6 protein-coding genes and 2 pseudogenes are annotated in these 6,083 nt (G+C 68.4%); 7 read left to right on the top strand and 1 reads right to left on the bottom strand.

Going from position 1 to position 6,083, the window contains the following annotated elements:
• The 3 genes and pseudogenes from AB0I23_RS40855 to tpg all read left to right on the top strand — a co-directional run.
• The coding region (locus AB0I23_RS40855) for an integrase core domain-containing protein (protein ID WP_359118278.1) at positions 1-127 on the top strand (127 nt) is incomplete at its 5' end.
• Positions 128-537: 410 nt separating this feature from the next.
• Positions 538-1,128: a DUF4240 domain-containing protein gene (locus AB0I23_RS40850; protein WP_359118276.1), complete on the top strand. Its 591-nt coding sequence runs from the start codon at positions 538-540 to the stop codon at positions 1,126-1,128.
• 21 nt (positions 1,129-1,149) lie between these two features.
• A pseudogene (tpg, locus tag AB0I23_RS40845) lies at positions 1,150-1,599 on the top strand (telomere-protecting terminal protein Tpg); the annotation flags it as partial.
• A 195-nt stretch (positions 1,600-1,794) separates the two neighbouring features.
• Here tpg and AB0I23_RS40840 read toward each other — a convergent pair.
• Complete coding sequence (locus AB0I23_RS40840) at positions 1,795-2,781, bottom strand: alpha/beta fold hydrolase (protein ID WP_359118274.1); 987 nt, start codon at positions 2,779-2,781, stop codon at positions 1,795-1,797.
• Between the two features lie 145 nt (positions 2,782-2,926).
• Here AB0I23_RS40840 and AB0I23_RS40835 point away from each other — a divergent pair, with 145 nt between their 5' ends.
• The 4 genes and pseudogenes from AB0I23_RS40835 to AB0I23_RS40820 form a co-directional block, all read left to right on the top strand.
• A complete protein-coding gene (locus AB0I23_RS40835) occupies positions 2,927-3,556 on the top strand; it encodes a helix-turn-helix domain-containing protein (protein ID WP_359118272.1) in 630 nt (209 codons plus the stop codon).
• A gap of 221 nt (positions 3,557-3,777) precedes the next feature.
• A complete protein-coding gene (locus tag AB0I23_RS40830) occupies positions 3,778-4,359 on the top strand; it encodes a hypothetical protein (RefSeq protein ID WP_359118270.1) in 582 nt (193 codons plus the stop codon).
• Between the two features lie 77 nt (positions 4,360-4,436).
• Positions 4,437-4,877: a FadR/GntR family transcriptional regulator gene (locus AB0I23_RS40825; RefSeq protein WP_436847078.1), complete on the top strand. Its 441-nt coding sequence runs from the start codon at positions 4,437-4,439 to the stop codon at positions 4,875-4,877.
• A 328-nt stretch (positions 4,878-5,205) separates the two neighbouring features.
• Positions 5,206-5,988, top strand: a pseudogene (locus AB0I23_RS40820) (helix-turn-helix domain-containing protein); the annotation flags it as partial.
• Positions 5,989-6,083: the final 95 nt, after the last annotated feature.

The following is a 6,083-nucleotide window of genomic DNA, read 5'->3' as shown; positions in this document are numbered from 1 at the left end:
TGAAGCCCGCCGGGAAGTCTTCCGCTGGATCACCCGATACAACACCCGAAGGCGCCACACCGCCATCGGGAATATCAGTCCGATCACCTTCGAACGGCGATCGGTTAAGGTGGCGCTCGCCGCATAACGCACGGTGTCCACGATCTTGGGTGAGCCCCCCAGCACCGCCAGCAGCGAAGCGGGTACGGTCGTGTCCGGAAGCATCGGCGGGTCCCTCTCAGCAGGCGACGCAAGCACCGCCGATGCTTCTCTGCTGCCCCGCCCCGCACCGCCAGATCAGGCCCCCATCACCCACCCGAGCGACCCCAACGACGATCAACGGAAACGTCGAAAGTCGAGTGACTGTAGCGACAGCCGCTATTCGACGTAGTTGGGCGGGCAGGATGTCCTGTCGCAGATTGGGTGGCAGGTGATGCGGCGCTGACCTGCGTAGCTGCCAAGTAGTCGGCGGCCAGGTGTTGGCGGCATTCTCAAACGATCTGGCCTTCGCGGAAGCGTTTTCGGTGCTTGTCAGTGGCGCCTGGCAGTGTGCTCCGCGTGAACGTTGAATCCTTTTGGGAACTGATGGAGACCTGCCGACGACAGTCTGAGGGCAGGGATGCGCGGCTTGCCTGGTTGCGGGATGAACTGTCGCGCAGGTCCCAGGTGGAGATCGTCGAGTTCCAGCTGCGCCTCGACCAGGTAACCCGTCAGGCATTCCACTGGGACTTGGTGGCTGCGGCTGAGCGGATCTTCGGCGGCCGGTGCTCGGACGACGATTTCGACTATTTCGGCCTCTGGATGGTCGGGCTCGGAGGCGAGATCTTCGAGCGAGCGGTGCTTGACCCGGATGCCCTGGCCGATGCGCCTGAGGTCCTGGCGTTGGCCGGGAGGAGCTGGAGGGACTGGGGCGAGGACTGGCCTGGGTGGGAGTTGCTGGACTATGTGGCGTCGGAAGCCTACGGGTCTGTGACCGGGGATCCAGACCCGTGCGGCGAGGCATTCTATGCCGTAGTGCGGGCTCAGCGCGGCGAACACGTGGGCAGCCGGGGGTTGGCGGGGGAACGTTGGAATGTCCGGGATGAAGCCGAAGCGACTTGTAGACTGCCGCGATTGAGCGTCATGTTCCCGCTCAGCGACGACTCATGAGGTCGTGTCCTTCGCACGCGTGAAAAGGGCTCCACCAAGACCCTGGCCGAACACCTGGGCGTCTCCCGCAAGACGGTGCAGCGCTACCTCTCGGGTGCCTCTACCAAGCCGAACAAGCGGCTCCAGGAGGCGCTGGTGCAGGAGACCGAATCGGAGTGGCAACCGCAGGTCAGGGCACAGGCCAGGCAGCGCGCGGCGTCCTCGGGCGGGCTGGTCATCTCCTGCCGGGCGTACTTCGGCTTCGGTCCGGAAGGCACCTCGGACGCGGGCCGGGTACGAGACATCACCGTCGCCGTCAGCTCCTCCCACGCGGCCGCCATCCTCGCCGCTCGGGAGGACGGTGCGACGGAGAGCGACCTGCACGATGCGGTCGCGGAGGCCATCGCGGATACCTATTTCCGTCAAGGCGGCGGCCGTGCGGGCCTGGAGGTGAAATTCGCAGACGTGGAGTGGCTCAACATCCAGTTTTAGCAGCGCGGAATTCGCGCGTCCTGTAGACCTGTGTGATGAGCCGACGCACGGTAGTTGTCACATAGGCACGCTTGTTGTCACCGGCGTAGTACGTGCGGTGCGACGGTTCGGCATCACCGATGCAGAACGGCATGCGCCACCTCGGCGCGGCCCACCCGAAACGCGCCGCCAAGCTGCCCAGGTAGCCCGCCTGGTTCAGCCCTGAATCGTGGCGAGCCAGTCGGTCAGCAGGCTGTTGACCTCGTCAGGGCGTTCCTGCTGGATCCAGTGGCCGCAGCCATCCAGGAGGTGGGAGGCGGACAGGGCGGGGAGGGTGGTGGGGTAGGCGTCGATGGCTTCGGCCATCCAGGTGGTGGAGGCGTCCAGTGCGCCGCCGACGAACAAGGCGGGCTGCTTGATCGGGGCTCCGCGGTGGGGGGCGAGGTCTTCCCAGTCGCGGTCCATGTTGCGGTAGCGGTTGAGGGCGCCGGTCAGGCCGGTGCGCTCGAACTCCCCGGCGTAGACGTCGAGGTCCTCCTCGCTCAACCAGGCCGGGAGCGGGCCGACGGGGAAACGGTCGCGCAGCTGACAGCCCAGGGCGACGAAGTGCGGATCGGGCTCGCCCTCGGCTGGCATGGTGTCGGCGGACAGGGCCGCGTAGAAGCCTGCAAGCCAGCCCCGGACGTCGGGCTCGATCTCCGCCTCGGCGCGGCCGGGCTCCTGGAAGTAGGAGACGTAGAACTCCTGCTCGGGGCCGCCGATCTGGCCGAAGATGTCGGTGGGGCGGGGGCCGCCGGGCGGCGCGTACGGGACGCTCAGCAAGCCGACCGCGCGGAAGACTTCGGGGTGGAGCAGGGCGGAGGCGGCGGCGATGTTGGAGCCCCAGTCGTGGCCGACGATCACCGCGCTTTCCTCGCCGAGGGCGTGCACGACGGCGACGTTGTCCTCCACCAGGTCGAGCATTCGGTAGGCGTCGGTCGCGGCGGGCTTGGAGGAGCGGCCGTAGCCACGTACGTCGATCGCCACTGCCCGGTATCCGGCCGCGGCGAGGGCCGGGAGTTGGCGGCGCCAGGAGTACCAGGACTCGGGGAAGCCGTGCACGAGCAGGATCAGCGGGCCGGTGCCCTGCTCCGCCAGATGCAGGCGCCCAGCAGGGGCCTCGACGGTGCGGTGGCGAAGTGCGGCGGTCGGCTCAGACTTCATGGGGGACTTCTCCTCGGTTCGCGGGCGTCCGACGGGTACCCATCGATCATGCGGCGCGGCGGCCACTCGGCGCGATCAGCGTTGCCATTCTGGCAAGCTTGCAGGACAGGGCGGTGAAGCGGCACGGCGGGAAGGAACGGGGACGGTGACAGGTGACGACGTGGCCCAGACGCTGGCGGCGATGGGGCCCCGGCTACGGGTCGTGCGCGAGCGCCGTGGCGTCACACTCGCCGATGTCAGCCGCGCGACCGGCATCTCGCCCAGTACGCTGTCGCGGATCGAGACCCGCCGGCGCAAGCCCACCCTGGAGGTGGTGCTGCAGCTGGCGAAGGAATACGGAGTCGCCCTGGACGAACTGGTCGGCACCGCACCCGCCCCTGCGGCCGAGCTCCGCAGCACGGCGCCGCACAGCTTCGGCGACGAGAAGGCGGTGTTGCCGCTGACCCGGTACGTCGGCGGCCTGCACGCCCACAAGCATGTCCTGCCTGCCGTCGCGGAGCCGCCTGGACGGCCCCGGCAGGTATCCCACGAGGGCTTCGAGTGGCTGTGCGTCCTGTACGGGCGGTTGTGGCTCGCACTGGGCAGCCAGGACCTCGTCTTGACTGCCGGGGACGTCCTCGAGTTCGACACCCGCATCCCCCACGGAGTCGCGAACGCCGGATCCGACGGACCGGTCGAGTACCTGATCATGTTCGGGCCTCAGGGAGAACGTCTACGGCTGCGCACCCCTCCAGCCGCTGGTCGCGGGACTGGTGGCAGAAGGGCTGCTGAATGAGCAGTTGTGACAAGCCGCGTGCCTCGTCGGTGACAACCACGCTGCTTCGGTCGGTCTCATTCGCCACGTCATCCGGCTCTGCCGGTGACAACTACTGAGCTTCGGCTCATGTGACCGGCCCGCCGAACTGCATTCCCGGCGGGGTCCTCGTTTCCGTATCCGAGCTGAAAGCGAGTTCTGATGAACACGTCCGACGGTGGCGGCGGCGCCGGGCGCGGGGCATGACGCCCATCGAGGCAATGAAGGCGTTCGAAGCGGTTGAACTGCACGCGCACCTGGACCGCCGCGACGAAGCCGCGGCCGACGATGGCGGCCGCCGTGAAGCGGAGCTCGCGGAGTGGCAGCGCATCGTGCAGCTGCTCGCCGCGACCGGCCGACCATACGACCCGGACGCCGACGCGGTCGTCCAGGAGGAGCTCGCCGAAGACCGGCGCCGCGAAGAAGTCGAGCAGCAGCGCCGCCAGGAGCAGCAGCAGATCGCCGACAGAGCCGACGAACTGGCGGCCATCGCCGGGGCCGGCCGACTCAACCGGACCGTGGCGAGCAGGCTGGGCGACGAAGCCGCCCGCGCGCTCATGGACGACCGCGACTACCGCGTCGCGGCGGTCGACGACTGGCTCGCCCACGCCCTCGCTACCCACTCCGGCCACTACGCCGACCCGGACTCCCGCGCGGCCGCCGCCACCCTGCTGCCCGCACCGGTGCGCACCGCCCTCGTTCGGGCCGGCGCCCCGGTCGACGGCGACTCGCGCTGCGGGCGGGCTCCGGTCTTGCCGCTAGCATGCGGACCTTTGGTGACCTGAGAGGACTCTCGCGTGAGTGGCACATGCAGAATGTCTCTTATAGCCCCACTGGCCGCCCTGTCTCTTGTGCTCACCGCATGTACCGAGGGAGGCGCCACCGCCGGGCGCCAGGAGCCCGCGAGGCGCTGGAGATCAAACTGGCCGAACTCGCCGCGCTGCGCCGAACCGAAGACGACCTCACCGCGATCGACGCCGCGCTGCAGACGATGCGCGGCGAGGTCGAGCACGGCGAGCTGGGTGAGGAGGGCGACCGACGCTTCCACGCCGCCGTGACCGCCGCTGCACACAGCGGACTGCTGGCAGACTTCATGCGGGAGATCGCCGAGCAGATCGCCGAAAGCCGCCACGAGTCGCTCCAGCAGCCCGACCGTCCCGCACAGTCCCTGTCCCAGCACCAGGCCATCGCCGAGGCGATCCACGCGCAGCAGCCCGAAGCCGCGGTCGCCGCCATGCGTGAGCATCTGGAGACGGTGCGGCGCGTACGCCTATTGAACTGGAAGCCTGACGAGGACGCTTGAAGTCCAAAACGATTGCCCTGGCCAATAGTCAGTAGCCGACACAGGGGTTAGTACTCCAGCAGGACTTCGACATTTTGCCTGCTCAGAGGCTGCGCGTGGTGAGTGTAGTGGGCCGGTGGCCCGTCAGGGGCGGTCTTCACGGGGCCGCCCCTCGATCGTGTGCAGCCGGTGTTGGTAATGGCAGTGGCCGGGGCAGCTTCCCGTCGTGATCAACGAGCCTGCAGCCCAGACCTGGGACGACGAACTCGAAGTGTGCCGTTCGGAAATTCGTCGCTGCTGCTCAGAGTGGGTCTGGCGCGCCAGGAGGGCCTCCTGGAACCCTGTCGGGGTGATCGTCTCACTGGTGTATCGGGTTACGCGGAAGCTGCTGTCGGACCCGGCGGTGCTGTTGCGTCGACGCGCGGCCAAGGATGCCGAGTTGTTGGTGCTGCGGCATGAGAACGCGGTGCTGCGCAGGCAGCTCACCGGTCCGGTGCGGTACGAGCCGTCGGACCGGATCTGGTTCGCTGCGCTGTCCGCGTTGTTCCCGCGACGCCGATGGGCGCGGGTGTTCCCGGTCACGCCCGCGACCCTGCTCGCGTGGCACCGCAGGCTCATCGTGGTCAAATGGGACTACAGCAAGCGCCGCTGGAGGCCAGGCAGGCCACCGACCGCCGGCGCGGTGAAGGCGCTGGTGCTGCGACTGGCCCAGGAGAATCCGCGTTGGGGCTGTCGACGGATCCAGGGCGAACTCGCCCGCCTCGGACATCCGATCGGCACCACGACGGTCTGGGAGATCCTGACGGCCGCTGGCGTCTATCCAGCCCCACGCCGCAGCGGGCCGACATGGCGCGAGTTTCTGACCGCGCAAGCCGAGGGCCTCATCGCATGCGACTTCCTGCACATCGACCAGGTCGACCTTCGCCGGGTCTACGCGCTGGTCTTCCTCGAGCACGGCACGCGCCGCCTGCACATCGCTGGTGTGACCGCGCACCCGACCGGGCAGTGGACCGTGCAACAAGCCCGCAACCTCGCCGTCGAGCTGGGCCTGCGCCTGGAGTCACTGCGCTTCCTGATCCGGGACCGGGACGCGAAGTACACCGAGTCCTTCGACGCGGTCTTTGCAGCCGACGGTGACTCTGCTGCTCAATTCCGTGCAGGGTGACGGTGGGCGCGGGATGATCGTCCGTGCGGCCGTTGTCCTGTCGTGCGGCCGTGGGGGTGGTG

The organism is Streptomyces atratus (assembly GCF_040655115.1).
In the GTDB taxonomy this organism is placed as follows: Bacteria; Actinomycetota; Actinomycetes; order Streptomycetales; family Streptomycetaceae; genus Streptomyces; species Streptomyces atratus_D.
Note: the sequence above shows the minus strand (reverse complement) of the source record. Positions and strands in the feature narration are given on the sequence as shown.